This is a genomic window from Mycobacterium sp. (assembly GCF_049673265.1).
Taxonomy (GTDB): Bacteria; Actinomycetota; Actinomycetes; order Mycobacteriales; family Mycobacteriaceae; genus Mycobacterium.
This window is the reverse complement of sequence record NZ_JBATXN010000672.1, coordinates 1-1,683: the sequence shown is the minus strand read 5'-3', so window position 1 is coordinate 1,683 and position 1,683 is coordinate 1. Positions and strand designations below refer to the sequence as shown.

At 70.2% G+C, this 1,683-nt stretch carries 2 protein-coding genes; one reads left to right on the top strand and one right to left on the bottom strand.

Features of this window, described 5'->3' with window-relative positions:
- Window positions 1-8: 8 nt before the first annotated feature.
- A complete protein-coding gene (locus tag WBF82_RS22900; RefSeq protein ID WP_424385220.1) occupies window positions 9-677 on the bottom strand; it encodes a pyridoxamine 5'-phosphate oxidase family protein in 669 nt (222 codons plus the stop codon).
- A gap of 30 nt (window positions 678-707) precedes the next feature.
- Between WBF82_RS22900 and WBF82_RS22895 the strand changes: the two genes are divergently transcribed.
- On the top strand, window positions 708-1,683 hold a 976-nt coding region (locus WBF82_RS22895), incomplete at its 3' end, for an aminotransferase class I/II-fold pyridoxal phosphate-dependent enzyme (RefSeq protein ID WP_424385219.1).

Here is a 1,683-nt window from a genome sequence, read left to right as displayed (position 1 = left end):
TCGGCCATTCATCGACGATACGGCGCGAGATAATCCGGCAGCGGCACAGCCGGGTCCAGGTCGTCGGCGGGCAGCGGTGTGCCAGCCGTCAGCGTCAGCGGTACCACCCCGGCCCAGTGCGGCAGCGCCGTGTCCTGCTCGTCGTCGACCGGTCCCCCATCGCGCACCTTGGCGGACACCTCGACGAGATCGAGCGCAAGCACGGCGGTGGCCGCGAGTTCGCGGGCGTTCGGGGGTCTGCTGTCGGCGGACCTGCCGGACGCGACGTGATCGAGCAGGGCCGCCAGCGCACGCAACTTCTCGGGCCGGTCTTGGACCAGCCGTGCGCTGCCCACCACGACCACCGACCGGTATTCCAGCGAATGGTGCAGCGCGGCGCGGGCCAGCACCAGGCCGTCGACCAGGGTGACGGTGACGCAGACGGGCAGGCCCTCGGCGGACCCGGCGGCGGCGAGCATCGGGGCGCTGCCGGTGGATCCGTGCAGGTACAAGGTTTCGCCCAGCCGGGCGTGGGTGGTGGGCAACACGATCGGTCGACCAGCATTGACGTAGCCGACATGACAGATCAGCGCCTCATCGAGGATGCCGTGCACGGTCACCCGGTCGTAGCGGGCGCGCTCGCGATACCGGGTGGGCACGGTGCGTGGAGTGGGCGGGTACGCCTGCGCCGTGGTCAACGGTTGCCTCCGAGTTTGTACTAGTACATAATGACTGCTGTGCTAGGACAATACCCCATCAGTGGTGCGGGCGCCGAGGCCATTGCCACCGACGTCGAGCAGGCCATCTCGGCCGGCGCGTTGGCGCCCGGCGCCGAGTTGCCCCCGATCAGAGAGCTGGCCAGGCAACTCGGTGTCAACGCCAATACGGTTGCCGCTGCTTACCGGCTGCTGCGCGAACGCGGTGCGGTCGAGACCGCGGGCCGACGCGGCACCCGGGTGCGAGACCGGCCGGCAACAACGCCACGCTCGCTGCGTGGAATCGCCGTCCCGCAGGGCGTGCGAGACCTTTCCACTGGCAATCCGGATCCGGCGCTGCTGCCTATCGCCGCAGCGCGTGCCGGCTCTCGAGCCCCGCTGCTGTATGGAGAACCGGCCGTCTCGGCCGGGCTCGCCTCGGCCGCCCAGGCGTGGCTGACCGCCGACGGCGTCCCAGCCGACCACCTCGCCGTCGTCGGCGGAGCTCTCGACGGCATCGAACGCGTCCTCACTGCGCACCTACGGCCTGGCGACCGGGTGGCTGTCGAGGATCCCGGGTGGGCGAATCTGCTGGATTTGCTTGCTGCGCTTGGCTTTCCGGTCGAGCCAATCAGAGTTGACGACGACGGGCCGCTGACCGACGATGTGTCGCGGGCGCTGCGCCGCGGCGTTCGGGCCGTCGTGGTGACCACCCGAGCCCAGAACCCCACCGGCGCCGCCGTTTCCGCTGCGCGTGCGGCCGAGCTGCGTCAGCTGCTGGCCAACCATGCCGACGTTCTGCTCATCGAAGACGACCACTGCGCGGGTATCGCCGGCGTGGGACTGCACACCTTGGCCGGTACGACACGACACTGGGCGTTCGTGCGGTCGGCATCCAAGGCATACGGCCCAGACCTGAGGTTGGCGCTGCTCGCCGGCGACCAGCGGACGGTTGAGCGGGTGCATGGGCGGCTGCGCCTGGGACCGGGTTGGGTGAGCTATCTGCTGC